We start from the raw sequence: 25,082 nt of genomic DNA on the forward strand, positions 1-25,082 counted from the left end.
AAAACCTGATTATAAACAGTGCACCTTATCCGAACACAAACATTATTCATTTCCTCACATGATGAATGTTAGATAATTTACCGGTGTGGCGACATTAATTTTGCACAAAATACCATGGTATAACTTATGACCAGAACAATTTTCATTGCTACGGCAGAACCCTATAGCGGAAAATCGATAGTAGCCCTGGGGGTGGTGAACATGTTATTAGGCAAGGCCCGTAAGGTGGGATATTTCAAACCGATCATTAATGATGACCCCAAAGAAAAGAAAGACATAGATATTGAAACACTGGTTAATCATTTCGGATTACAGATCCCCTATGAAGATACCTATGCGTTCACCCGGCAGCAGGCAATGCGGCAGATGGAGAGTGAATCGAGGGGAGAGTTGATTGAGACTGTTATCCGCAAAGTGAAGAAGCTTGAGGAGCGATATGATTTCACCGTTATTGAGGGAAGCGATTACCTGGGTGAAGGCACTGCTTTTGAATTCGAAACAAATGTCACAATCGCCAAGAACCTCAATGCAGCGGTGATCATTGTTGTTTCCGGATCAGGAAAATCCACTTCACAACTAATCAATTCTGTTCAGACCCTGCTACGGAATTTCCGTACGCGCGACATCCAGGTACTTGCAGTTGTTGCCAATAAGGTTAAAAAAGAAATGGTTGATGATGTCCATGATCTCCTCTCATCACAATTGAACCATGATACCATTCTTGCGGTGATCCCAGAAAACAAGGACCTGCAGAATCCAACCATGAAAGAAATCTATGAACAGATAGGGGGCAAACTTATCCTGGGTGAAAATGAACTTAATAACCAGGTTGATAATTTTGTTACCGGTGCAATGCAGTTACCGAGTTTCCTGAATTATATAACCGAAAATTGCCTAATTGTAACACCGGGCGACCGGGGCGACATAATTATTGGCGCCATCCAGGCTAACCTCTCTGCGAATTATCCAAAGATCGCGGGTATTGTACTTACGGCGGGTATTGAGCCCGACAAGCCTGTTCTTCGTCTTGTGGAAGGCCTCCCATCAGTACTTCCCATCATATCAGTACAAACAGGAACATTTGGCACGACCACTCAATTAGGATCTATCAATTCAAGGATAACGGCCGACAATAAGAAGAAGATCCAGCTGGCCATCAGCACATTTGAAAAATACGTGGATGTGAAGGCGCTTGATGAAAAGATCATCACCTTCAAGCCCGAGGGTATTACGCCACATATGTTCCAGTACCAGCTTGCGAAGCGGGCCAAAAGCAAGATCAAACATATTGTTTTACCTGAGGGAAATGATGACCGTATCATTAAAGCTGCTGCAAGATTAATCAACCAGGAACTGGTAGAGCTCACCATTCTGGGAGATCCTGCTGAAATTGCGGCGACGGTAAAGCGACTGGGATTAACGCTTGATCTGCATAAGATCCGAATTATTAATCCAGCCCATTCCGAACATTACGAAGACTATGTAGAAACATTATATGAGCTCCGCAAAAATAAAAATGTAACCATGGAGATGGCCCACGATCTCATGACAGACGTCTCCTATTTCGGAACCATGATGGTATATAAAGGTCATGCGGATGGGATGGTATCTGGAGCCATCCACACTACACAGCATACTATCAGGCCGGCGCTGCAATTTGTAAAAACAAAGCCGGGCATCTCAACAGTATCATCAGTATTTTTTATGTGCCTGCCCGACCGGGTTTCGGTATTTGGGGATTGTGCTGTAAATCCAGACCCTACTGCCGAGCAGCTTGCTGAAATAGCCATCTCATCCGCTGAGAGCAGCCAGCGCTTTGGGATCGAACCAAGAATTGCCATGCTGTCTTATTCATCCGGCAGTTCAGGGGAAGGCGCGGATGTGGAGAAAGTAAGACAAGCGACGGCTATAGTAAAGCAGAAACGGCCCGACCTTAAAGTGGAGGGTCCCATCCAGTATGATGCGGCGGTGGACCCCAGCGTAGGCAGGCAGAAACTGCCGGGTTCTGAAGTAGCCGGACAGGCAAGTGTTTTGATCTTCCCCGATCTGAATACGGGCAATAATACTTATAAGGCGGTTCAACGTGAAACTGGCGCCCTTGCTATCGGTCCAATGTTGCAGGGACTGAATAAACCCATCAATGATCTGAGTCGCGGATGTACAGTAGATGATATTTTCAACACTGTCATCATTACCGCAATCCAGGCGCAGGAAGTATAAATTATAAAGAAAGTAAGATGAACATATTTGTGATCAATTCAGGAAGTAGTTCCATCAAATATCAATTATTCAGGATGCCCCAGGAGAATCCGGTTTGTAGTGGGCTGGTAGAAAGAATCGGTCTCGAAGGCTCATCCATTACACATAAAACATGGAAACATGGGCAGGAGTTGGTTACTAGGGAATCACTCACACTGGCAGATCACCAGGCTGGCTTACACGAAGTTGCACGACTACTGACCGACCCGCAGATAGGTGTTATTGCAAATCCTGAAGAGATTGATGCAGTAGGGCACAGGGTAGTACATGGAGGAGAAAGCTTCAAGGCCACCACCATTATTTCAGAACCCATAAAAGATAAGATCAAGGAATTATTCTCCCTTGCGCCATTGCATAACCCCGCCAATTACCTTGGCATTGAAGTGGCTGAGAAAATCTTTCCTAATGCAAAACAGATCGCTGTTTTTGATACCGCCTTTCACCAGACCATGCCTGAAAAGGCCTACAGGTATGCCATCCCCGCCAAATTCTATACTGAGAAGAGAATACGGGCCTATGGTTTCCACGGCACTTCGCATAAGTATGTGAGTGAGCAGGCCATGAAAAAGCTGAACAACCCGGCAGCAAAGATCATCACCATTCATCTGGGCAACGGATGCAGCATGTCGGCCGTTGATGCAGGGCGATCGGTTGACACCAGCATGGGCTTTGGTCCGGTGAGCGGACTGATCATGGGCACACGTTCGGGTGATATTGATGCATCGGTGATATTTCATCTCATTGAACAATTAGGGTTCAGTGCACAGGAAGTCAGCAACCTGCTGAATAAATCCAGTGGCATGCTGGGATTAACAGGCTTTAGTGATATGCGGGATATCCGAAAGTCAATAACGGCTGGTAATAAAGAAGCCGACCTCGCCTATGACCTTTATGCGTATCGCATTAAAAAAATGATAGGCGCCTATGTGGCCGTTTTGAATGGCCTCGATGCGTTGGTGTTTACTGCGGGCGTGGGTGAAAACGATACCGAGATAAGAAAGAGGATCTGCAGCAATCTCGAGTTCCTGGGAATAGAGATGGATGAGGTTAAAAACGAAATGCCCCATACAGGCACAAGGGAAATCAATACAGAAAACGCCAGGGTAAAGATCATGGTGATCCCTACTAATGAGGAACTGGAAATTGTAAAGCAGTGTTATGAACTGCTAACAGGAGAGAATGCTACTGAGTATGATTAATTACAAATTGAGGCAATAAAAGCAGGGAGATCATTACTGGCTACAACAAAATCCACTTTTGCATTTGCCAGGGCATGTTGTGGCATATAATCAACTTCAGCTGTGGAGGGATCCTGCACCAGTACAATGCCCCCATTTGAAGAAATGGATATTAATCCCGCCGTGCCATCTGCATTAGCCCCTGAAAGAAGTAAACCGGCAAGTGAATCCTTAAATACTGTTGCGGCTGATTCAAAGCTCACATCAATAGAGGGTCGGCTATACTGCACTTTCGCAGTCATGTCGAGGCTGAACTCCTTCCTGCTTTCAAACAAAAGATGGTAATCAGGAGGTGCTATATAAATTGTAGATGGCCGCAATGGGTCTTTATCTTCCACCTCCCGCACCCTTAAGGAAGTCCGGCTTTTAATGAGGTCTTCCAATAGCGATTCAGAATCATTTTTGCGATGAACAATAATGATGATGGTTGTTCTTGTGGATGCAGGTAAAGCACCAACAATTGACAGGATAAGCTCGAGGCTTCCTGCAGATCCACCAATTACGATGGCGTCTACTTTTCTGATTTTAGCTTCCTCCATATTTTTTCTTGTGGGTCGGGCTGATCATATTTAGAAACAATATGTGAGAACCTGATATTCTCCTTTGAGCCAAGAACCAGGTAACCAAGCTTTTCCAGGCTTTCATCAAAGAGATCAAGTACTTTATTCTGAAGTTCCTTATCAAAATATATAAGAACATTCCGGCAGAATATCACCTGGAACTCATTGAAAGAACGATCAGATACCAGGTTATGTGTTGCCGGGATCATTCTTGCTTTAAACTTCTGGTCAAATATGGCCCAATCATATTTCGCTGTGTAATAGGAAGAGAAATCACGTTTGCCACCCGACTGAATATAATTCTCGGAGTACTGCTTCATATGATGAAGGGGAAAGACGCCCTTGCGGATATTTTCTATAACTGAAGGATTTACATCAGTAGCATATAAAAGGCTTTTATGCAAAAGATTGGCTTCATCCAATAAGATGGCCATGGAATATACCTCTTCACCGGTAGAACATCCTGCATGCCAGATACGGATCACCGGATGCGTTGCCAGCACTGGGATGATCTTCTCCCTAAGGAACTTGTAAACATGCGGGTCGCGAAACATCTCTGTAACATTTACAGTTAACTCTTCAACTAAATGCGTTACATACTGTTTGTCGGTCTTAACCTTATAGAACAATTCAGCGAAACTTGATATCCGGTCAACAATGAACAGTCGATTCACTCTCCTGCGTAGTGAAGCCTGGGCATAATTGGTGAAATCATAACCATGGGTAAGAAACAATTCATTTAATAACTGCTCCAGTTCCTCATCACCAATAATATGCTTGTTAAGGCTGCGCATCGAGGTATTTATTTAGGATATGCTCGAGTTGCTCTATGTTAACCGGCTTTGAAAGATAGTCATCGGCACCCGCGGCAAGGCATTTCTCACGATCACCTGCCATCGCCTGCGCTGTAACCGCTATGATTGGCAGATGATTATAATCGGCGTTTGCGCGTAAACGTGGAATGGCTTCATAGCCATCCATTTCAGGCATCATCATATCCATCAGGATGATCTTAATGGAGTCATTCTGAGCCAGCACAGTAAAACCCTCCTGCATATTACTTGCTGAATAGCATGTATATCCGCGGGCTTTCAAAACAGCAGAAAGTGCAAAAATATTTCTGCTATCATCATCAATGATAAGAATGCTTTGAGGCTGTTTGTTCATCTTAGCTACTTGTGTAAAGCCATACCCTTAAGAGTGATACCAATTGGTCAACATCTACTGGCTTGGTGATATAATCAGAAGCCCCTGCTTCTATACATTTTTCCCTATCGCCCGTCATGGCCTTGGCGGTAACGGCAATAACAGGAAGGTTTCTGAATTCTTTTCTTTCCCTGATGGCACGGGTTGTTTCATAGCCATCCATTTCGGGCATCATCATATCCATCAGTACAATATCAATCTTTTCATTTGATTCAAGCTGCTTCATCGCTTCCTTACCATCAATCGCAGAAATCACTTCCATCCCGTATTGCTCCAATGATTTACTAAGGGAGAAAATATTACGTACGTCATCATCAGCCACTAGAACTCTCTTCCCCTTCAGCACATCGGCAAGCGCACTCATTTTTCTATACCTGGGGCGTTTTTCCTCCTTATTATTCTGGTCTACAAGATGCAGGAAAAGAGTTACCTCATCCAATATGCGCTGGTACGAATGGGCTGTTTTCACCACAATGGAATCGGCATACTGACGGATCCGCATTTCCTCCATATGTGAGAGATTCTTTCCGGTAAATATTATGATGGGAAGATGCTCCATACCCGGCGAATTCTTTATTTCTTCCAGGGTCTCATATGATTGGCGGGATGGTATACCCATATCAAGTATCACGCAATCAACATCATCATTATTCAATGCTTTGATACCGCCATCGATGCTGTCCTTTATTTCGGACGCAACATTAAAAGTATCCAGGAAATAGGCAAGCGCCTCCGCATGCTTATGGTTCTCTTCAACTATCAAAACCTTTTTCGGTTCGCGCGAGAGGGCATGTTCGATCTTTTTAAAGATTTCACTCATCTTCTCAAAGGCAACGGGCTTGTTTATGAAATCTATGGCGCCTTTAGAAATGCTTTTTGTCTTCATCTGGTATGAACTCATCATATGCACCGGGATGGGCCTTGTTGCCGGGTCTGATTTCAGCTCCTCCATAACTTCCCAGCCACTTTTAACGGGTAACTGAAGATCAAGTAAAATTCCAAGTGGCAGGTATTTTTTTGCCATAGCCACACCCTCATCGCCTCTTACTGCTACAATACCCTTGTATTTATTACGCCTCGCAAAATCGAGCAAGGATTTTGCAAAGGCAGTATCATCTTCTATTATCAGAATAACCCGGTCATCCTTTTTGATATTGTTTCTATCATCAGGAACAGCCTGGGGTATTGTATCGGCAATAAACTCATCCTTCTCTTTAAAAGAAACCGGTTCACTGGTTTCTTCATGGTATTCCGGAGTTGCAAAATCATTTTCTTCACTGCTTTGATCCCTATTCTCCATTTTTTTAACGGGAACAATAAAGCTAAAAGTACTACCCTTGCCTTCTTCACTTGACACTGTAACGTCTCCTCCAAGCAAGCGTGCAAGCTGACGGCTGATTGAAAGTCCCAGCCCCGTTCCTCCGAATTTGCGCCTCGTAGAACCGTCGGCCTGCTGGAAGGCCTCAAAGATCGTGTCCTGTTTTTCTTTTGGTATACCTATACCGGTATCGATCACACGAAAAAGTATGGATGAGTCAAAAGAAGATACATCAACAGTGATACCCCCGGAGGCAGTAAACTTCATGGCATTAGAGATCAGGTTACGGAGAACCTGTTCAACACGCAGCCTGTCCGTTTCGATCAGCGATGGTGTTCCCGGTGCAACCTTCACCTCAAAGCTTATACCTTTCTCTGTTGCCGAAGTCGAAAACATTGAACCGACTTCATCCACCAGATCATTTATGTTCACATCATTATATTCAAGTTCCATTTTCCCGGACTCGATCTTACTAAGATCAAGTATCTCATCAATCAGCGTAAGCAATCCATTGCCTGACGATTGTATCACCTTTGCATATTCAACCTGGTCGGGGGAGAGGTTATCTTCATGATTCTCAGAAAGCAATCGGGAGAGCAGCAGAATTGAGTTGAGGGGCGTACGCAATTCATGACTCATATTAGCAAGGAATTCGGATTTATACCTTGAGCTGGTGGCAAGCTCTTCGGCCTTCATTTGAATTTCGATATTCCGCTCCATGATCATTTCATTCTTCTCCTCCAGCAACCGGCTCCTTTCTTCCAGCTCAAGGTTGGCTTGTTGCAACTCCTCCTGCTGAACACGCAACTCTTCATCGGATGCCTGCAGCTTCTCTGATTGCGCATGGAGTTCGGCATTGATATTTTCCAATTCACTATGCTGACTCTGCAACTCTTCCGATTGGGTTTGTGTTTCATGAAGAAGTTCCTGAACCCTCAGATGGTCGCGCACACTATGTATTGCCATCCCAATATTAAAAGGAGCAACAGTAAGGAATTCTTTAACTGCTTCGGGGTATTCTTTAATGGCAGCTAATTCAATAACTGCTTTCAGCTTTTGTTCATGATAAACCGGGAAAGCGATAATTGTGTTGGGATGAAAGCTCGCTGATGTGGAACTTATCACCATTTCAGAATCCTGCAATCCGGATATGACCTGCATCTTACCCGACTGGGCGGCCATACCGGCAACACCCTCTCCATACCGAATTGTTTGCTGAAGGCCTTGCTGTTGCAATCCCATGCTTGCTGCCAGGTGTAAGCTGTCCTGTGAATTTACCAGGTAGAAAGCCCCTACCTGCGAATCAGTATATGATGAAAGAAAGTCGAGTACGTTATGAGAAAGATTACCCAGGTCTTTTTCACCGATAAGCTTTTCATTTAATTCTCCTATCCCCCTTTGAAGCCATTCTTTCTGTGACAATTTTGAAAAAGAGAACTCAAGGGATTCAGCCATTTTATTAAGTGAACCCGATATGCTTCCAAGGAGGTCGCGACCTTCCCCATTAACCCGCACAGTATAATTTCCCGCCGAAATTTTTTCCGCAATGCCTCGTATCAAACCCAGCCTTTCCGTAGTTTCCTGGTCTTTATTAATGAGCTCCTGCTGCATCTGAACCCTGGAATCAAAATCATTTATTACACGGAAAAAAGAAAATATTGTGACAAATATGGCAAGACTGGCAGCAACAATTATAAGCATCGGCGTTGCCGCAGCAAAGCGGTTTAATTTATTGGTACGCTCATCGAGCAATGCCTTCTCTTTGTCTTTCATCCCCTGAACAATACTGGCCATCTCTTCCATCACCACCATGCCTTTAAACAGATCTGCAGGTACGATCCCCGTTTTCTGCTTTTTCTCAATGATCATTTCCATCATGGAGAAACGCTGGTCAGCAAGTGCCTTGAGTTTGTCTAATTCTGCTTTCTGTTCCGGATTGTCTGATATGAGAATAGCCAGCCGGCGTAATGCATCCTTAGCCCTATCATATGCCCCGCGATATGGGTTCATGTATCGACTATCATCTGTAAGCAGGTAGCCTCTTTGTCCGGCTTCGCCTTCTTTTGCAGCAATAAGTACTTCATCAATTGTCTTACGAACTTCATTCGTATGGGCCACCTGACGGGCACTGTCCATCAGGTTTCGGATACTGATGAATGATGCAATTGAACTGACAGCTAACAGCAGTAAGGAAATGCCAAAGCCTATCAGCAGGTTACGCTTGAAAGTTGATTGGATTAGTGTCATATTATATGTTCTCCGCTAATTCGCTATTAATTTTTTGCTGTACGAGGGGAATGATAATAATAAAGGCAGAGCCTTTGCCCTCGTCACTCGTTGCCGTGATAATACCATTATGTTTTTCCACGATCTTCTTTACGATTGCCAGTCCAATGCCCGTACCTGCATACTGGTCTTTTGTATGCAGTCGCTGGAAAATGGTAAATATCTTGCCAAGATACTGCTCATCAAAACCGATCCCATTGTCTTCAATTGTAAGCTTTACATACTCACCGTTTTGAATGGGAACCGCATCAAATGAAAGGCTGTTAACCAATTGGGAACGAATACTTATAACTGGCGGGGTACCTGGATTAGAAAATTTGAGCGCGTTGGTCAGCAGGTTCTGAAAAAGCTGTCGCATCTGGCCCGGGTTAACTTCAGCATGTACCAGATCATCTTTGTGGATGGTTGCGCCTTTTTCGGTGATCAATACTTCAAGGTCGGCGATAGTATCATTCAGGACCATATTAAGGTCTATTTCGCTGAATACCGGCAACGCCGATAGCCGTGAATAATTCAGGAGGTCATCAATAAGATCGCGCATGCGGCCCGATGCATTTATGATCCTCTCCAGGTATTGTACCGATTCAGGACGGTCAGAAACCTGCTCCTTTACCAATCTCGTGAAGGTTTGTATTTTTCGGAGAGGCTCCTGCAGGTCATGGGAGGCAATGAAAGCATACTGTTGCAATTCAGCATTTCTTAATTCAAGTTCATTGTTGATCCTTACCAATTCCTTTGTGCGTTCTTCCACCTTATGTTCAAGGGTGGCCTGCGCATCATTCAGCAGTTTTGATTGCTGATAAAGCCTGCAGAAAGTTTTAACCTTAAGCAGGAGAAGATCCGGATCAAATGGTTTTGTTACATAATCAACTCCCCCCGACTGGTAACCTTTCATGATAAAACGCTTATCGATGCTTACCGCCGAAAGAAAGAGGATGGGGATTTCCCGGAACTTACTGGAACCACTAACGGCCTCTGCTACCTCAAAGCCATCCATATCTGGCATCTGCACATCCAGTATGATAAGCTCATATTCTGTTTTTAGAATCTTCCTCAGGGCTTCTTCTCCTGAAACAGCCGTATCCGCTTCAAATCCATGGATCTGAAGCAGCGTCTTTAGTGAGAAAAGGTTCTCCTGCTTATCGTCTACAATTAGTATCATTAATGGTGTGAAAATAAAGCAAAAGGCCATCCTAATGGACAGCCTTGATTTTTTTTATGAATGCGATTTGCATTTTATGGATACATAGAGCAAAACTATAATTTAACAAACTCCACACGCCTGTTCTTAGCGCGGCCCTCACGGGTTGAATTCTCCCCCACCGGAACTGTTTCTCCTTTACCATCCGACTCTAACCTCGAACCATCTATTTCATATTGCTCCTGAAGAGCTTTCTTAACAGCGGCAGCCCGGTTACGTGATAAGGTCATATTCTCTTCAGCACCTCCATCAGAATCGGTATGACCAATTATCTTAACCCTTATGCCCGGTGATTTTTTCAGCACATCCGCGATCTGCGCCAGTATGCCAGCACTCTCTGGTTTTATCTTCGCCTCATTAACATCAAAAAGGATCCCGGTTGTAGAGAACTTTCCTTCTTCCACCAGCTTGTGACGTGTATCCGGTAATCCTTTTGCTACCTTGATATTGGATATCGAATAGCCCACCTCATTGTCGTCACTGCCATAGCGCAACACGCTAAAATAAAGTTGATTAAAAATGGTGCCGGGGGCAATTGCCTTAGGCAGGTCATAATGTTTTTCTTCATTGAACCAGATCCGAAGCCTTTCCTTTTGAACGTGGATAGCTACATGCAATGGTTTATTAAAATGCTGCTGCAGATTACCGAAATTCCTAATATCGGTATTCAGGTGGCGCTGCCATTTTGTGTAGGTTTCGAGATGCATATTGGAAGACTCGTTATCATATGGCTGCAACTTCAACTCAACTGCGGCAAATTGCTTGTAGTTTTTCAGCAGTTGGTTATCGGTGGTAGAAAGATTTCCTGCACTCATCACACCGAATGCTATTTGCGGGAAAACAGCTTTTGGATTCAACCGGCGTAACACAATATCAAATTCAAGGGTAAAGTTGTCTGTGAAGGATGCTGTGTTTTCTGTGAGGAATGCTGAGTTCTGGGAAAACTGTATCCAGTTTCCGGGAAGGTTCTCTATTGTTGTTATCACTCCATTCCCATTGGTGTTCCATCCCGCGGGAAGTTCACCAATCTTATCTGTTTCGAAATTATTAATGTAGATCAGTTCTTCCCCGGCAACAAAATCATACTTGACGTAAGATCTTGCGACAGGTGTTTCGGGAACTGCTGCGGGCTCATTGGCGGGAGCTACTTCTTTATTAGGAACTTCTCCTTTTGGCTTGGCGACAGGATCATTCTTTTGTTTTGCAGATGGTGCCGGCTTTGAATTTCTGTCGCGGCCTTCTGCATCGTCGAGCGTTTTATCAATGGCCTTATCAATTTTTTGGTCGGCCCGCTGATTTACTTTGTTCTTAACACGGTTCATGATCCTGTCTCCCAATTGGGCATGCACTATAACAGGAATGGACAATATAAATCCCAATAAGAGGATCTTGATTCTCATCTCGATAAGGTTTAGGGGTCAAAACTATATAAGCCCATAATTTCCATCAAGTCCATCCTTTACCGATTGCGGAATTAAGCGAATGAATTGTTATGTTTAATCCATGATAAATGATGAAGTACTTGAACTGGCCCGCAAAGTGTGGAACTACCACCAGATGAACCATATCATGGTTAAATCGGATTGTATACTGGCTTTGGGAAGCCACGACTTAAGGGTTGCTGACCGGGCCTGTGATCTTTATGAAGAGGGGTGGGCTCCGTTGATCGTGTTTTCCGGGGGACTCGGCAATCTCACCCAGGGTGTATGGACTGAGCCCGAAGCCGATAAGTTTGCAGCTATTGCCATGAGCCGTGGGATCCCTGCCTCGGCCATACTTATTGAAAACAAATCAACAAACACCGGTGAGAATATCCAGTTTTCAAAAAGGCTGTTAGCGGAAAATGGACTGGATCCACAAAGCTTTATTGTTGTGCAGAAGCCATATATGGAAAGGCGGAGTTACGCTACTTTTAAAAAGCACTGGCCCGATAAAGATCTACTGGTCACTTCCCCACAATTATCATTTGATCAATACCATAATACAGAGATCCCTCTTGAAAAAGTAATTCATATTATGGTGGGAGACCTGCAGCGGATAAAGTATTACCCGGATAGAGGCTTCCAGGTACCACAAGATATCCCCGATGAGGTTTGGGATGCATACCAACAACTGGTGGAAAGAGGATTTAATAAACATCTGATACGCGACTAACGCTGGCATGGTATTTTAATTCTTATGGTAGATTGAAACTTTATTCACTTTAAAATTTAAATCATGAGAAGAAGTAATACCTCCCTCCTTTTGGCGGGACTCGCAGCCTATGCTTACTACAAGTATTCAAGAATGAACCAGCAGGATAAGGACAAAATGGTTAAGGATCTTAAGGATAAGGGAAGAAGCCTGGTTGAACAAATCAACCCATTCCGCACCACTGCAGAAAATGGTGTTAAGTCAATGTCTCCCCGCACACATGTTGGGTAAATAACAGAGGTCTGCAAATTTGCACCCTCTTTAACAAAGGGCCGTCTCATTATATGAGTCGGCCCTTTTGTTTGCAAATAGCAGGGTTAATCTGTTCAATGGCTGTTTTTCCATTGCCTGATTATTAATCTATCCTAGGGTTATCCTAGGGTTATCCTAGGGTTATCCTAGGGTTATCCTAGGGTTATCCTAGGGTTATCCTAGGGTTTTTGATGCTTAAAAGCCTAGGATAACCCTGGAAATAGCCTAAGATGACCCAAGGATGATGCAATTTTTACCCAAACATTGTACATAGAATAGACCAGGGCTATAAAACAGTAGGCCGTCCAATTGGAATTGGGCGGCCTACTGAGTAATATAAGAGCGTTATTATTATGCCATTTCCATACAGATCTCGGCGCAGCGCCTGCAGGCGGCTGCACATTCCTTACAATGCTCCATACCCATGGCAGCATGTTTCTCACATTCATCGGCACAACGATTACATATATCGGCGCAGATCCTGCAAAGCTCCTCAGACATTACACCGTTAACGCTCATAACCTGTGCAGCGGCTGTACAGATCATTGCACATTCCAGATCGAGTTCAATACACTCGGTAAGGTGCTTTACATTTTCCTCCTGTAAACAGGAAACAGCACAATGATTACATACAACTGCGCAGTTTTGGCAAGCTTCAATGCATTGCTGGTATTGTTGATGTGACATAATTGATGGTTTTTTTGAAAATTATTCAGAAACCATGCCACTGCAAGGAGGCGGCAGATGAGTTGAAGGCAGCAAATTTCAGATCTATAACTGTTTGTGTATCAAGTACACAATTAAAGCAAAAGCCCCCTGTCATAACCTAATCTAACAATAATCAGGAAATTAAGTGACAACTGTCACATCCTCAGGGGTTGCTTGTCATAATTGGTGGATTAATCTTGGGATAGATTTGTTCCAGCAATTAAGCATTACGAATAAAACGAATTAAAATGAACGCCTTAACAAAAACCCTGATCAGGAAAGCGATGCTTCCGCTGGGTTTATTCATCACCTCAATGACGATTTTTTCTTCTGTGAATGGCCAGTCGAGCTACCAGGGATCAATGATCAAAACAGTGATCGAGGGAACCTCAAATATTCACGACTGGAAGATGGAATCTCAAAAGGGAAAAGTTACAGCAACCGTTACCCTGGATGGCGCTAGTGTTAAAGAAGTTGGAGCTATCAGTTTTGTACTTCCTGCAGAGAGCCTGAAGAGTGAACACAACCAGATGGACAAAAACACATATAAAGCACTTAACACAACGAAAAACCCAAATATCAGTTTTAGCTCAAATTCATCCAGCATTAAACCCAATGGCAATGGCTTCATACTTACTTCAAAAGGTAAGCTGACCATTTCCGGTGTTTCAAAAGACGTTGAACTGGTGGCACATGGTAAAATAAATCCAGATAAGAGTATCAGTTTTACCGGTGCGCACACACTGAAGATGACAGACTACAAAGTTCAACCCCCAACCGCAGTTTTCGGAACCATTAAAACCGGCGACGGCATAACAGTAAAATACAATCTCGTATTAAAAGCCTCCTAAACAAAACAAACACAATCTTTATTAAATTTTTTAAGTAACTACTTATGAAACTTTTATCAAGCAGAAGAGTAAAAATCATAGCCATCGCGGCTCTTCTTTCAGCTCCTATTATAAGCTTTGGCCAGGATACACAAGAAGCAATTAAAGAACCAAGCAAGGAAGTAAAAGAATTCTATGGTCGTCCTTCAAACTGGAGACCTTATGATAAGCGTGGTATCAATATGTTTGAAACTTCCAAAGAAGACAGCATAGCATTTGAAGGTCCACGTGTACGTTTCGGTGCAGGTTTTACACAGCAGTACCAGAACCTTGACCATGAGAATGCCTCTAAAGGTGAAATTCCTCTTTATGAAATGGGCCCTGGCTTCAACCTCGCGCAAGCCAACCTGAATATTGACTTCCAGCTGGCAGATGGTATCAGGGTTTCTCTTGAAAACTATATGTCATCACGTCACCACAATGAATTCTGGGTTAAAGGTGGTTATATCCAGTTCGACAAGCTGCCGTTCAAAGGCAAATTCTGGAATGATCTGATGGATATCACAACTATCAAGATCGGTCACTTTGAGATCAACTATGGTGACCAGCACTTCCGCAGAACTGATGGTGGTAATGCGATCTACAACCCTTTTATCGAGAACCTTATTGTTGATGCGTTCTCAACTGAGATCGGTGCAGAAGTTTACCTGAAGAAGAATGGTTGGTTCGGTATGGTGGGTGTTACCAATGGTACCATCAACTCATCCATCAACAAGCAGGCAACTGATATTGATGACAACTCTAAAAAATTCCCTGCTCTTTTCCTGAAAGGTGGATTTGACAAGCAGGTTACTGAAGATTTCAGGTTGCGTGGTAGCGGTTCTTACTATGTAAACAACAGGAGTCAGCGTAACGTTCTCTATGCAGGTGACCGTACCGGTTCAAACTACTGGGCTGTTATGGAAGCAAAAGGTGCTGATCTTAAAGCTAAATTCAGTTCTGGTCGTTTCGCTCCTGGTTTCACCAGAAATGTACGCGCCATCATGCTGAACGGATTTGGTAAATACAAAGGACTTGAACTGTTTGGCACTTATGAAACTGCAAAAGGTAATGCTGCAACTGCTGCTGATCCTGATAAGCGTAAAATGAACCAGACTGCCCTTGATGTTATCTACCGGATAGGCAAAAGCGAGAATGTTTTCCTTGGTGCAAGATTCAACAATGTAAGTTCAGAACTGCCAGGATATGATGATAATGTGAAGATCAATCGTACCGCTTTCGGTGGTGGTTGGTTCCTGACCAAAAACATTCTGTTGAAAGGTGAGATCGTTAACCAGAAGTACAAAGGTTGGAAAGAAGGTGATATTCTGGACGGTGGTAAATTCAATGGATATGTAATTGAAGCAGTAATTGGATTCTAATATTTTCTCTGATGTGTGTTTGGAAAAATGCCGGGTAGTAGAATCACCCGGCATTTCCTATTTTTAACAGGTACATTCAACAAGACAAGTTAATGTCAAATCTTCTTTTCATATTGTTCCACTTATTCTTCACTCCGGAATCAAAGCCAGTTGCAGAAAGATGGATCATTGACAAGAATAGTGTGTTTACCATTGAGGGAAAATCGAATGTTGCTCCTTTTAAATGCCAGACCGTTCAATATCTCAATCGCGATACCATAACCATATTCCGGGATAACAATCCGAATACGGCATTCACATTTGGAGGCGGACTTAAAGTAATGATCCGCTGGTTTGATTGCGAGCAGCAGGTGATGACAAAGGAAATGTGGCGGACGCTTCGCGAAAAGGAAAAGCCGGAGATGAAGATCAACCTGATCCAGGTGGGCAGGTTTAAAAAAAGTGGCGAAAAAGTATTGGGAGTGGTGGAGGTTGAACTTGCAGGTGTTACCAAAAGATTTGAGATCATGTTTGAGGTGGGTAATCCATCCCCCCATAGCCTTAGTTTTTCAGGGATCAGGAAGCTCAGCTTTTCAGATTTCAGGTTAAAGCCTCCAAATAAACTTGCGGGACTAATAAAAGTAGAGGAAGATATAATGGTAAAATTCAAAATAAGCCTTCGGGCGGCCGGTTAATAAACACCTAAAGTCATGTTCAAACTACATTGGAAAAAAGTAATTCTATCACTAGCAATATCTTCCATTGCATTGCTGGTGATGAGTTTTGTAATGTTGAAACTCTCCATTTATTTATTCCCGGGTGTAACGATGGAATACCTGAGCCCGGTTTTTCGTCCGGCCGGCAGGATGGACTGGCTCTATTACGGGCACCCCATTGTAATAAGCATTGCGCTGCTCTGGTTCTGGGAGCGGTATAAGGAAATATTTACCGGTCCCTGCTTATTGCGGGCCTTCGAAGTAGCGCTGGTATATGGCATTGTAGCCCTGATCCCGGTTCTGTGGTTGACTTTCAGTGCCATAGATGTTTCTGTAAGGATGATACTCACCTGGTTGCTTTATGGTTTTATACAGGCATTTGTAGCTGGTTTTGTGTTTGCTAAACTCGACTGTTGATTTTTTTCCTACTATATTTGTAGACATTGATCCTCCCTCATACAAATCAAGCAAAAACAATTTCAGATGTCAAAGCAAAATCTACGTTTTGAGACACTGCAGGTACATGCAGGACAGGAACCAGATCCGGTAACCAAATCGCGGACAGTTCCTATTTACCAGACCAGTTCATACGTGTTTGACAGTTCCGAACATGCGGCTAACCTGTTTGGCCTTCGCGAGTTTGGAAATATCTACACCCGGCTGATGAATCCCACTACAGATGTGTTTGAAAAAAGGGTAGCGGCGCTGGAGGGAGGTGTTGCAGGCCTGGCCATGGCATCGGGACAATCGGCGCAGTTCATTGCATTACAAAACATTCTATTGCAGGGCGACAATATTGTTTCTTCCTCTTATCTATACGGTGGAACCTATAACCAGTTCAAGGTTACCTTCAAGCGGTTAGGCTTTGAGGTTAGGTTTGCAAATGGAGATGACCCAGCTGATTTTGAAAGCAAGATCGATGCTCGTACAAAAGCACTGTATGTTGAAACAATCGGTAACCCAGGTTTTAGTGTTCCCGACTTTGAGAAATTATCTGACATCGCTAAAAAGAATAATATTCCACTTATTGTTGACAACACGTTTGGTGCAGCTGGTTTTCTCTGCAGGCCGATAGATTTCGGAGCAAATGTGATTGTTGAATCTGCCACCAAATGGATTGGCGGTCATGGAAACAGTATCGGGGGAATCATAATTGATGGAGGAAATTTCAATTGGGGTAATGGGAAATTTCCTTATTTCACTGAGCCCGATGAAGCTTATCATGGCATGAAGTTCTGGGACATATTTGGAACGGATGGACCATTTGGAAATATCGCCTTTATAATTCGTGCAAGGGTAACCGGGCTCCGAAGTATTGGTCCGGCAGTAAGTCCATTTAATTCATTTCTTTTCCTGCAGGGGCTGGAAACATTAAGTCTACGTGTACAGCGAACTGTTGACAATGCATTGGAACTTGCTGAATGGCTGGAGAAACACCCACAGGTGGAATATGTAAATTATCCTGGCTTGAAGAGCAGCAAATACCATGAGCTGGCTAAAAAATACCTGAGAAATGGATTTGGTGGAGTATTGTCTTTCAAGATCAAAGGAGGAAAAGATGCGGCGGATAAATTTGTAAATAACCTGGAGCTTATTAGTCACCTGGCGAATGTGGGTGATGCAAAAACGCTTATAATTCATCCCGCTACTACTACTCACGAGCAATTGACAGAGGCAGAGCAGAAATCGGCTGGTGTGGAGCCGGGTTTACTAAGAATTTCATTAGGCATTGAGCATATAGATGATATTAAAGACGATATAGAATCTGCTTTTAAATCTGCAGGTTCCTGAGAGAAATCTTGAAATGATTCACATAGAATAATTAACAAATGAAAGGTTCCGGTAAATCGCCGGAACCTTTTTTAATAAAAAGACCGGCTACAAGAGCCGGCCTGGTAAATAAGCTTAGGGGATATTAATAAAGATAACTTAAGGCAGTTCTGTCATTGGCATTAAAAGGACGATCTACGCCATTACCTATACAAGCCAGCATCCATGAATTTGGATCAGCTGTTGTAGGAGTTCCAGGAATATGAACTGCGCCAACGGTAGAAGCACCTTCATTAGCAGTTCCACCACCGCAACTATAAGAGCGATCCATATAATCGGTGTGACGGAAGCCGATGCAATGACCAAACTCATGGGCAATTACACTTACAAGTGTACCACCATCCCAGCCATTACGGTCCATATACCAGTTGTTGATCAAAACAGAATTGTGTGGATTTCCCTGAGCTGTAGGAAAACCTGCTGATGCCAAATATTGCGCATTGCGGGGAGAAGATTTAAGAACAATATTTCCTCCGCTGGCAACACGCTGGAATGTAATTGTTAGGTTTTGCGCATTATACCTTGCTAGGGCTGCATCTGTGGCGGTTACATATTTGGAACTTAATTTGGAATCAACCGAAACAGTAATTACTCTTGGTAAGCCCGTTACGAGATTAGTAGTGCGGTACTGCTCCGATTCACCAACGCGAACAATTGCACCGGTAAGGCTGCGGTTCAACTCGTTGGATGGAATGAAAATATCACCCTCAACAACATAGCCCCCTTCAGCAGCCATAATATTATGGGTAGAGAATCCAAGTTTACTGATGCTGGCTACAACTTCATCAGTAACTTCCAGCTGTTGTGTTTCGTTGACAGCTTCTTTTTTACAGGAAACAAAAACCATCATCAGTAACGCAACTGATGACATGGTACGAAAATGCTTTAACATGTGTGTTGGTTTAAATAGTTGGAAAGTCAATAAATTCCGGAAAGCTTATTTTCCGCTATTAAACTAATATTATTTTTACTAATATTCCAGTCCTAATATGCAACAATGTTGCGGCGAATAGTAAACAGATCCATGCCTTTAAAATTTTCATCCTGGGCTTACCTGCTCATGTTCTTATTGGTTTTCAATTGTTTCCCTGCTTTGGCACAGAAGCAGAAAACCGATACCACCCTTCTTGCTCCCTATTTAAAAATTGCGGAGGGCTCGAAAAATACCCAGCTACCTGAGTCAGATACGAGGCATTTTGCCGTGGTATCATCCCAGGTTCCGGATGATGTAAGGGTTCTTCGCCAACTATCCCACGATATATTTATAGTTTCTATCAGCAACCAGGCAAAATATACACAACTAAAAGAAAGGGCAAAATTGGTGATTCCGGTTAATGATAACTGGAAAATGAGTCCACCGCTGCTTGAGCGATTCCTTCAAAATTCAAAGGAGAATGATAATATTCGGTTATTGCTTAGAGTTATTGATACCGCTGCATTCAGAAACAGATACCTGCGACCAGTTTCAAATAGAATAAGGCTTATAAAGGTTTTCGGGGAGGCGATAATAATACGCGCGCCATTCCGGTGGATCCGTGAGCAGGCACTCTACGATGCCAATATAACCTTCATCTCTATTGCAGACCATCCCAGGGCCGAAAGAGAGCTGACTGGATTTGACCTGTCTGCCAACCGGGTTAATGCTTTGCATAGTTTCCGTCCCGATCTGAACGCCAATGGCTTGATAGTGTCCATAAAGGAAAACCTTATGGATACTACCGACCTTGATCTTGTTAATCGTTTTGTAGTTAGTGCCGAGACCGCTACAACGCCGGCCACACATGCCACCAACATGACCACCATTGTAGCGGGTGCAGGAAACAGTTTCTATACCGGGAAAGGTGTGGCATGGGCTGCTGGATATAGTTCTTCAGATTTTGTAAATCTATTACCAGACAATAACAATTCCATTCAACAAACAGGCATTACAGTCCAGAATCATTCCTATGGCACGGGCATTGAGAACTATTATGGTGCCGACGCTGCTGCCTATGACCAGCAATCTGTTTCGATTCCCTGGTTACAACATGTATTCTCTGCAGGAAATTCAGGGAACAGCAGCTCTTCCACAGGAAAATACGCTGGCATTGCTGGCTATGCAAACCTTACTGGCAGCTTCAAAATGAGTAAAAACAGTATCAGTGTTGGAGCCATGGATTCAAGCGGTAATGTGCTTTTACCGAGTTCAAAAGGTCCGGCGCATGACGGACGTATCAAACCTGAACTTGTTGCATTTGGAGAAGATGGAAGCTCTGGTGCCGCTGCAATTGTATCGGGCTTATCACTTCTGCTTCAACAGGAATATGCTAACCGAAATGGTCAGATGCCGCCTTCCTCTTTAACACGATCCATATTATTCAATAGTGCGGATGATGTTGGGGCATTCGGTATAGACTACCGTTCCGGCTTTGGAAGAGTTAATGCGCTAAAGGCGATCAGAACCCTGGAACAGGTAAAATATTTCCTTGGCACTGTTCAACAGGATGGCGCATCGGTGCATACAATCACTATTCCTGCCAATGCGGTAAACCTGAAACTTACGCTTAACTGGACAGACCCTGCCGCATCAGAAAACACATCAGAGGCTCTTGTGAATGATCTTGATCTTGAACTGATACATATACCATCGGGGCAATTGTGGCAGTCATGGGTTTTAAGCACGGCACCACATATTGATTCATTGGAGCGCTCTGCAATAAGGGGTCGTGATAGTGTAAACAATTCAGAGCAGGTATCGCTGCAGTTACCCCCTGCCGGTAGTTACCAGGTAAGGATAAGGGGGCATTCGCTTTTAACTACCTCCCAGGAATATGCGCTTTCCTGGAACCATGATACAACTGGTTCTTTTCTGTTCACCTATCCTGTACGTGGCGATATCCTCACAAGTGGTGCAAGAAACAGGATCAGGTGGGAATCATCTATGAAGGGAATTGGCAAGCTGGAATATAGTTTTGATGGTGGTGAACAATGGACCAGCATTGATGAAAATAATACCCTGGAAGCCGGGGAAGCATTTTTTGAAGCGCCGGCTCTTTACAGGAGTATTCTGTTAAGGATGACCGTTGGAGTTGAAACATATTATTCAGACACGGTTGGTCTTTCAAAAGAACTTGATATAAATACAGGCTTCAATTGTGTTGATTCCTTTATGATATATTGGCAAAAAGCACCAGATATTCAGCAATATCAATTGTTCCGATTGGAAGGAAAATATATGCAGCCCTTCAGAATGGTAAGTGATAGTTTTCTGGTTTTACCCAAAATCAATAATCCTGCTGAATATTATACTGTCGCTCCCATTCTTCCTTATGGAATTGTTGGAAGGAAAGCTTATACATTTAACTATAAAAGCCAGTTGCTGGAATGTTACCTGCGATCTTTTCTCGCAATTGCATCTGAACCTGGTGAGGCAATGATAAGTTTTTTGCTTGGGAGCGTTTACGGTGTGCGGCAAATTCTGGTACAAAGATTTGATGGCAACCAATTCGTAACCATTTATGATCCGGGGGCTAATTTTCTATCTGATAACAGGTTTTTTGTTCCAGCCAGAGATGGTGTAAATCTTTATCGGGGCGTGATAATAACCGATGATGGACAGCAGTTCTTTACTAATACGGAAACTGTTTATCAATTCAGTGAGAAACCCCTTTTCCTTTTCCCGAATCCGGTTAAGAGAGGGCAACCATTGCGCATCCTTACAGATATAATTGATGAATTAGAGATGACGATCTATGATGTACAGGGAAGAATCTGGAAACAAATACGATTAACAGAAAGGATACAGGAAATAAATACAACCGGATTATCCGCAGGCATTTATTTTTACCGTATCCATGGGGGGAATCTAAAGCAACGAACTGGCAAGATCGTAATACAATGATGTGATCAGGTTATAAAGGGAAGGGTATGATTTTGGCAAGTGAATTATAAGATGAAAAAGAAGGAAAAAGATATTAATGAGCAGCTAAACTCCAATGCTGTACCCTTTGAAGTTTTTGGTAAGGATCAGATTGAGGAGGCTGCCTTGCACCAGATGTACCTCGCCGCAAGGTTGCCGATTACTGTTGCAGGAGCCCTTATGCCCGACGCTCATTCCGGTTATGGACTTCCAATTGGTGGAGTACTCGCAACAGACAATGCGGTGATACCTTATGGTGTTGGCGTAGATATCGGATGCAGGATGAGCCTGAGCATATTTCCAATAGCTTTATCGGAAATGGCGAAAAAGCATGCAATGTTTGAAAAGATATTGCTTGATAATACTGTTTTTGGAAGCGGCCAGCAACTGGAATATCCATGGGATCATGCTGTTATGGAAGATCCCGCTTTCAATGCAACTCCCATTCTGAAAGAATTACATGGCAAAGCCTGGAAACAATTAGGGAGTTCTGGAAGTGGTAATCATTTTGTTGAATTTGGCCGGTTGGAAATAAAAGAAAAAGACCCTCAGCTTGGCGTTGAGCCGGGTGAATACCTGGGCTTGTTATCACATTCAGGATCGCGTGCACTTGGGGCAAATATTGCCAACCATTATACCCGTTTGGCCAGGGAGAAAAGGCGGCTCCCGGGAGAAGCTGCTCATCTCGCCTGGTTTTCATTAGATGAAGAAGAAGGTGCTGAATATTGGCTGGCTATGAATCTTGCCGGTAATTATGCGGCAGCATGCCATGAGGTGATTCACGAAAAGATATCTCGGGCACTGAATGAAACAGCAATTGCCAGGGTAGAAAATCACCACAATTTTGCCTGGAAAGAAATAGTGGATGGAAAAGAACGCATCGTACATCGTAAAGGAGCAACTCCTGCCGGAAAGGATATACTGGGAGTAATCCCGGGGTCGATGGTTGCACCCGGGTATATAGTGAAAGGTAAGGGTGAGAAAAGTTCTCTGCAATCCGCTTCACATGGGGCAGGGAGAACCATGAGCAGGAGTAAAGCCATGACAATTATCGACCGCAATGAAATGGATGAACTGCTCGCCAAACACAAGGTTACATTAATGGGAGGGGGACTGGATGAAGCACCACATGCTTATAAGAATATAGAAATGGTGATGAAAAGCCAGCATCAATTAGTGGATATCGTTGGAAAGTTCATACCTACTATTGTTCGTATGGATGGCGATTCGGGTAGAGCGAGAAAATGGAAATAGATCGCTTAATCGGTATAAAATTCCAACAGCGCGGCAAAATAAACATCTGTCCAGCCTTCTGTAATATCGTCATAAGCCTCATCGGGAATATTGGTATGCCGAAGCTCTACTGAACTGCCTTGTGCATGCTCATGTAATTTTAAAGTTACTATTGAAGGGGTCTCTTCTTCTTCGCCAAAATACCACTGCTGGACAATCTTCTTTCCTTCCTCAAATTCAAGGTTTTTACCGGCAATATTATCATCCCACATGGAGAATTCTGAACCAGGCTCGGTAGACATAATTGCCGGTGCGCCGGTCCACAGCTGCATGGTGGCCGGATTTGTCAATGCGGCGTACAGTTCCACCGGTGGTGCCGGGATGATGTAATACTTTTTGAAGTCTTTCATGGTGGGAAATTACTAATTCCTGTGATTGGAAAACGCAAATGTCATAAAGAAGTAAAATAATACAGTATAAAAGTACTTTATTACTTTTATTATAAAAGATTGCTTAGTTTTGTATCCTGAATTAATCATTTAAAAGATTCCATATGCAAACGCTCGAAGAAAACATTCTTAACGTAACAGAACTTGAACCAAGGCAAAAACATCCAACCATATTTTTGAGGTTTGATGATCTGGAGCCGGGAGAATCCTTAACCATTCACAACGATCATGATCCGAAACCTTTATACTATCAGCTACTGGGAGAAAGAGGTAACTGCTTTAATTGGGAATACCTTGAGCAGGGGCCAGAGTGGTGGAAGGTTAGAATAAGTAAGCGCAGGAATGATGAGGGTGAGGAAACCCTTGGAGAGATCGCGACAAAAGATCTGCGCAAGGCTCAGATATTTAAAAAATACGGACTTGATTTCTGTTGTGGTGGGAAGAAGACTGTGAAAGAGGCTTGCGCGGAGAAAGGTCTGGACGTAACGAGGATTGAGCAGGAATTACAGTCCGCAGACCAGAACCTTGCAACATCAAGGCCATTGCCATATAATGACTGGTCTATTGATTTCCTTGCAGATTATATTGTAAACACGCACCATTCATATGTCGCTAAAACGCTTCCGGATTTAAGGACCTATGCTGCCAAAGTTGCAAGGGTTCATGGGAGCCGGCATCCTGAATTGCTGGCAATTCACACGCTGGTGGAAGAGATCAATGCTGAACTCACATCGCATATGATAAAGGAAGAGAAAGTACTGTTCCCATATATAAAAGAACTTGTTGCGGAAAGTAAGAGTGCCGCATCGCCAGCTCCTTCACCATTCACTACCGTTCAGCAGCCAATAAACATGATGGAAATGGAACATGAAGCAGTGGGCCATAACCTTGAGCAGATAAGAGAGCTTAGCAGGAACTATATTCTCCCTGAAGACGCCTGTGCCAGTTACAGCTTACTCTATCGCTTGCTGGAAGAGTTTGAAGATGACTTGCATACACATGTTCACCTCGAGAATAATATCCTTTTCCCCAAAGCATTAAAACTGGAAAAAGAACTAAAATATTAAAATGTTAACTCCTGGAAAACACCAACAATGGCTGCTGCTGATCTTCATGGTCACAGCAGCCTTTTGCTTCTCCTGCAATAATCGTCAATCAGCCATCCCCGAACTAACACTCAACAATGGAGTGAAATGGAATTCGGATGATAGCACCAATTCAAATGTTGCAAGTCTCCAAAGGACACTTGACCGTTACCCAGCCAATGAAGCCACTACATTAGTTACCTACAAGGAAGCTGCAACAGAATTGCAGGAGGGAGTCAATCAACTGGTTAAACAGTGCAAAATGAAAGGGCCTGATCACGATGCATTGCATGCATGGCTTGAACCATTCATGGGTGAGGTGAAGGCATTGAAAGCATCGGCAACAGCAGAAGAAAGCGCAAAACATTTTGAGACGCTCAGAAAATATGCGATCCTTTACCCTGAATATTTTGAATAAAC

At 43.4% G+C, this 25,082-nt stretch carries 22 protein-coding genes; 13 read left to right on the forward strand and 9 right to left on the reverse strand.

Features of this window, described 5'->3' with window-relative positions:
• The first annotated feature begins 126 nt into the window (after nt 1–126).
• Together pta and V6M43_RS06815 are read left to right on the forward strand one after the other, a co-directional pair.
• Nucleotides 127–2,220 carry a phosphate acetyltransferase gene (gene pta, locus V6M43_RS06810; protein ID WP_332733595.1) on the forward strand — a complete coding sequence of 698 codons (2,094 nt, stop codon included), beginning with the start codon at nt 127–129 and terminating at the stop codon, nt 2,218–2,220.
• A 17-nt stretch (nt 2,221–2,237) separates the two neighbouring features.
• Nucleotides 2,238–3,458, forward strand: a complete 1,221-nt coding sequence (locus V6M43_RS06815; protein WP_332733597.1) for an acetate/propionate family kinase — start codon at nt 2,238–2,240, stop codon at nt 3,456–3,458.
• Here V6M43_RS06815 and V6M43_RS06820 read toward each other — a convergent pair.
• The 6 genes from V6M43_RS06820 to V6M43_RS06845 form a co-directional block, all read right to left on the reverse strand.
• Nucleotides 3,455–4,036, reverse strand: a complete 582-nt coding sequence (locus tag V6M43_RS06820; protein ID WP_332733599.1) for a chemotaxis protein CheB — start codon at nt 4,034–4,036, stop codon at nt 3,455–3,457. The genes V6M43_RS06815 and V6M43_RS06820 overlap by 4 nt on opposite strands.
• A complete protein-coding gene (locus V6M43_RS06825; protein ID WP_332733601.1) occupies nt 4,009–4,851 on the reverse strand; it encodes a CheR family methyltransferase in 843 nt (280 codons plus the stop codon). The genes V6M43_RS06820 and V6M43_RS06825 overlap by 28 nt, the downstream gene beginning before the upstream one ends.
• Nucleotides 4,838–5,224 (reverse strand): response regulator, encoded by a 387-nt coding sequence (locus V6M43_RS06830; RefSeq protein ID WP_332733603.1) that lies wholly within the window; start codon nt 5,222–5,224, stop codon nt 4,838–4,840. The genes V6M43_RS06825 and V6M43_RS06830 overlap by 14 nt, the downstream gene beginning before the upstream one ends.
• A 1-nt stretch (nt 5,225) precedes the next feature.
• On the reverse strand, nt 5,226–8,828 hold the full coding sequence (locus tag V6M43_RS06835) for a response regulator (RefSeq protein WP_332733605.1): 3,603 nt from the start codon (nt 8,826–8,828) through the stop codon (nt 5,226–5,228).
• Between the two features lies 1 nt (nt 8,829).
• Entirely contained in the window at nt 8,830–10,029 is a 1,200-nt protein-coding gene (locus tag V6M43_RS06840; RefSeq protein WP_332733606.1) for an ATP-binding protein, read from the reverse strand.
• Between the two features lie 95 nt (nt 10,030–10,124).
• Nucleotides 10,125–11,468 (reverse strand): OmpA family protein, encoded by a 1,344-nt coding sequence (locus tag V6M43_RS06845; RefSeq protein WP_332733608.1) that lies wholly within the window; start codon nt 11,466–11,468, stop codon nt 10,125–10,127.
• A gap of 103 nt (nt 11,469–11,571) precedes the next feature.
• Between V6M43_RS06845 and V6M43_RS06850 the strand changes: the two genes are divergently transcribed.
• Together V6M43_RS06850 and V6M43_RS06855 are read left to right on the forward strand one after the other, a co-directional pair.
• Entirely contained in the window at nt 11,572–12,222 is a 651-nt protein-coding gene (locus tag V6M43_RS06850) for a YdcF family protein (protein ID WP_332733610.1), read from the forward strand.
• Nucleotides 12,223–12,285: 63 nt separating this feature from the next.
• Nucleotides 12,286–12,492, forward strand: coding sequence for a hypothetical protein (locus V6M43_RS06855; protein WP_332733612.1), 207 nt, complete (start codon nt 12,286–12,288; stop codon nt 12,490–12,492).
• A gap of 372 nt (nt 12,493–12,864) precedes the next feature.
• Here the strand turns inward: V6M43_RS06855 and V6M43_RS06860 are convergent, their stop codons facing one another.
• Entirely contained in the window at nt 12,865–13,200 is a 336-nt protein-coding gene (locus V6M43_RS06860; protein WP_039133884.1) for a four-helix bundle copper-binding protein, read from the reverse strand.
• A gap of 269 nt (nt 13,201–13,469) precedes the next feature.
• Between V6M43_RS06860 and V6M43_RS06865 the strand changes: the two genes are divergently transcribed.
• The 5 genes from V6M43_RS06865 to V6M43_RS06885 all read left to right on the forward strand — a co-directional run bounded on the left by V6M43_RS06865 (nt 13,470) and on the right by V6M43_RS06885 (nt 17,958).
• Nucleotides 13,470–14,072, forward strand: a complete 603-nt coding sequence (locus tag V6M43_RS06865) for a YceI family protein (protein WP_332733616.1) — start codon at nt 13,470–13,472, stop codon at nt 14,070–14,072.
• A 44-nt stretch (nt 14,073–14,116) separates the two neighbouring features.
• Nucleotides 14,117–15,472 (forward strand): hypothetical protein, encoded by a 1,356-nt coding sequence (locus V6M43_RS06870; RefSeq protein ID WP_332733618.1) that lies wholly within the window; start codon nt 14,117–14,119, stop codon nt 15,470–15,472.
• A gap of 92 nt (nt 15,473–15,564) precedes the next feature.
• Nucleotides 15,565–16,146 (forward strand): YceI family protein, encoded by a 582-nt coding sequence (locus V6M43_RS06875; protein ID WP_332733620.1) that lies wholly within the window; start codon nt 15,565–15,567, stop codon nt 16,144–16,146.
• 15 nt (nt 16,147–16,161) lie between these two features.
• A complete protein-coding gene (locus V6M43_RS06880) occupies nt 16,162–16,584 on the forward strand; it encodes a hypothetical protein (protein ID WP_332733622.1) in 423 nt (140 codons plus the stop codon).
• Between the two features lie 66 nt (nt 16,585–16,650).
• The gene (locus tag V6M43_RS06885) at nt 16,651–17,958 is read left to right on the forward strand and encodes an O-acetylhomoserine aminocarboxypropyltransferase/cysteine synthase family protein (RefSeq protein ID WP_332733624.1); all 1,308 of its coding nucleotides are present in this window, start codon (nt 16,651–16,653) and stop codon (nt 17,956–17,958) included.
• Between the two features lie 124 nt (nt 17,959–18,082).
• On the opposite strand, the gene V6M43_RS06890 is transcribed toward V6M43_RS06885, so the two are convergent.
• Nucleotides 18,083–18,889, reverse strand: a complete 807-nt coding sequence (locus V6M43_RS06890; protein WP_332733626.1) for a M57 family metalloprotease — start codon at nt 18,887–18,889, stop codon at nt 18,083–18,085.
• A gap of 132 nt (nt 18,890–19,021) precedes the next feature.
• Here V6M43_RS06890 and V6M43_RS06895 point away from each other — a divergent pair, with 132 nt between their 5' ends.
• Both V6M43_RS06895 and V6M43_RS06900 read left to right on the forward strand, forming a co-directional pair.
• Nucleotides 19,022–21,877, forward strand: coding sequence for a S8 family peptidase (locus V6M43_RS06895; protein ID WP_332733628.1), 2,856 nt, complete (start codon nt 19,022–19,024; stop codon nt 21,875–21,877).
• Nucleotides 21,878–21,928: 51 nt separating this feature from the next.
• The gene (locus V6M43_RS06900; RefSeq protein WP_332733629.1) at nt 21,929–23,149 is read left to right on the forward strand and encodes an RtcB family protein; all 1,221 of its coding nucleotides are present in this window, start codon (nt 21,929–21,931) and stop codon (nt 23,147–23,149) included.
• Nucleotides 23,150–23,154: 5 nt separating this feature from the next.
• On the opposite strand, the gene V6M43_RS06905 is transcribed toward V6M43_RS06900, so the two are convergent.
• A complete protein-coding gene (locus V6M43_RS06905; protein WP_332733630.1) occupies nt 23,155–23,538 on the reverse strand; it encodes an SRPBCC domain-containing protein in 384 nt (127 codons plus the stop codon).
• Nucleotides 23,539–23,681: 143 nt separating this feature from the next.
• Here V6M43_RS06905 and ric point away from each other — a divergent pair, with 143 nt between their 5' ends.
• A complete protein-coding gene (gene ric / locus V6M43_RS06910; RefSeq protein ID WP_332733631.1) occupies nt 23,682–24,644 on the forward strand; it encodes an iron-sulfur cluster repair di-iron protein in 963 nt (320 codons plus the stop codon).
• Between the two features lies 1 nt (nt 24,645).
• The gene (locus tag V6M43_RS06915) at nt 24,646–25,080 is read left to right on the forward strand and encodes a hypothetical protein (protein ID WP_332733633.1); all 435 of its coding nucleotides are present in this window, start codon (nt 24,646–24,648) and stop codon (nt 25,078–25,080) included.
• Nucleotides 25,081–25,082 lie beyond the last annotated feature (2 nt).

Source organism: Flavihumibacter sp. (assembly GCF_036676075.1).
Taxonomy (GTDB): Bacteria; Bacteroidota; Bacteroidia; order Chitinophagales; family Chitinophagaceae; genus Flavihumibacter.

Excerpts from the sequence above, each read along its gene's own strand:
- V6M43_RS06845 (WP_332733608.1), bottom strand. The coding sequence starts at position 11,468 with ATGAGAATCAAGATCCTCTTATTGGGATTTATATTGTCCATTCCTGTT.
- V6M43_RS06865 (WP_332733616.1), top strand. The coding sequence starts at position 13,470 with ATGAACGCCTTAACAAAAACCCTGATCAGGAAAGCGATGCTTCCGCTG.
- V6M43_RS06855 (WP_332733612.1), top strand. The coding sequence starts at position 12,286 with ATGAGAAGAAGTAATACCTCCCTCCTTTTGGCGGGACTCGCAGCCTAT.
- V6M43_RS06825 (WP_332733601.1), bottom strand. The coding sequence starts at position 4,851 with ATGCGCAGCCTTAACAAGCATATTATTGGTGATGAGGAACTGGAGCAG.
- V6M43_RS06840 (WP_332733606.1), bottom strand. The coding sequence starts at position 10,029 with ATGATACTAATTGTAGACGATAAGCAGGAGAACCTTTTCTCACTAAAG.
- V6M43_RS06815 (WP_332733597.1), top strand. The coding sequence starts at position 2,238 with ATGAACATATTTGTGATCAATTCAGGAAGTAGTTCCATCAAATATCAA.
- V6M43_RS06915 (WP_332733633.1), top strand. The coding sequence starts at position 24,646 with ATGTTAACTCCTGGAAAACACCAACAATGGCTGCTGCTGATCTTCATG.
- ric (WP_332733631.1), top strand. The coding sequence starts at position 23,682 with ATGCAAACGCTCGAAGAAAACATTCTTAACGTAACAGAACTTGAACCA.
- V6M43_RS06835 (WP_332733605.1), bottom strand. The coding sequence starts at position 8,828 with ATGACACTAATCCAATCAACTTTCAAGCGTAACCTGCTGATAGGCTTT.
- V6M43_RS06820 (WP_332733599.1), bottom strand. The coding sequence starts at position 4,036 with ATGGAGGAAGCTAAAATCAGAAAAGTAGACGCCATCGTAATTGGTGGA.
- V6M43_RS06900 (WP_332733629.1), top strand. The coding sequence starts at position 21,929 with ATGAAAAAGAAGGAAAAAGATATTAATGAGCAGCTAAACTCCAATGCT.
- V6M43_RS06875 (WP_332733620.1), top strand. The coding sequence starts at position 15,565 with ATGTCAAATCTTCTTTTCATATTGTTCCACTTATTCTTCACTCCGGAA.
- V6M43_RS06885 (WP_332733624.1), top strand. The coding sequence starts at position 16,651 with ATGTCAAAGCAAAATCTACGTTTTGAGACACTGCAGGTACATGCAGGA.
- pta (WP_332733595.1), top strand. The coding sequence starts at position 127 with ATGACCAGAACAATTTTCATTGCTACGGCAGAACCCTATAGCGGAAAA.
- V6M43_RS06830 (WP_332733603.1), bottom strand. The coding sequence starts at position 5,224 with ATGAACAAACAGCCTCAAAGCATTCTTATCATTGATGATGATAGCAGA.
- V6M43_RS06860 (WP_039133884.1), bottom strand. The coding sequence starts at position 13,200 with ATGTCACATCAACAATACCAGCAATGCATTGAAGCTTGCCAAAACTGC.
- V6M43_RS06870 (WP_332733618.1), top strand. The coding sequence starts at position 14,117 with ATGAAACTTTTATCAAGCAGAAGAGTAAAAATCATAGCCATCGCGGCT.
- V6M43_RS06890 (WP_332733626.1), bottom strand. The coding sequence starts at position 18,889 with ATGTTAAAGCATTTTCGTACCATGTCATCAGTTGCGTTACTGATGATG.
- V6M43_RS06850 (WP_332733610.1), top strand. The coding sequence starts at position 11,572 with ATGATAAATGATGAAGTACTTGAACTGGCCCGCAAAGTGTGGAACTAC.
- V6M43_RS06905 (WP_332733630.1), bottom strand. The coding sequence starts at position 23,538 with ATGAAAGACTTCAAAAAGTATTACATCATCCCGGCACCACCGGTGGAA.
- V6M43_RS06895 (WP_332733628.1), top strand. The coding sequence starts at position 19,022 with ATGCCTTTAAAATTTTCATCCTGGGCTTACCTGCTCATGTTCTTATTG.
- V6M43_RS06880 (WP_332733622.1), top strand. The coding sequence starts at position 16,162 with ATGTTCAAACTACATTGGAAAAAAGTAATTCTATCACTAGCAATATCT.